The sequence below is a fragment of the Oleiphilus sp. HI0066 genome, from assembly GCF_001635725.1.
In genome coordinates, this window is sequence record NZ_LWFH01000864.1 from 1 (window position 1) to 353 (window position 353).

Annotated in this window: 1 protein-coding gene; it reads right to left on the minus strand. The window is 45.6% G+C overall.

The features are described from left to right. Positions 1-353 (minus strand): MMPL family transporter (locus tag A3738_RS09975; protein WP_156504173.1); only part of this gene is annotated, 353 nt, incomplete at both ends.

The following is a 353-nucleotide window of genomic DNA, read 5'->3' on the forward strand; positions in this document are numbered from 1 at the left end:
GTTTGGAAATAAGCCTCCTGCAAAACCAAGCCTTCTTTCAACTTAGTCTCTAGCTGGCTGTAAATATAGATCCCATAATCGATACCAATACCCACACCAAGCGCAATAACTGGCAAAGTTGCCACCTTCACACCAATGCCTAATTGCGCCATTAGCGCCTCACACAGAACTGACGTTAAGGCTAGAGGAGTGATGATACACACTACTGCCGCAATCGAACGGAAGGTAATCAAACACAAGAAACTGACCACTGCATAAACAGAAAGCAGCATCACAGTTTTCGCTTTTTCAATCACCTGATTAGTTGCGGCTTCAACACCGGCATTACCTGCCGCGAGCAGGAACTCATAGTT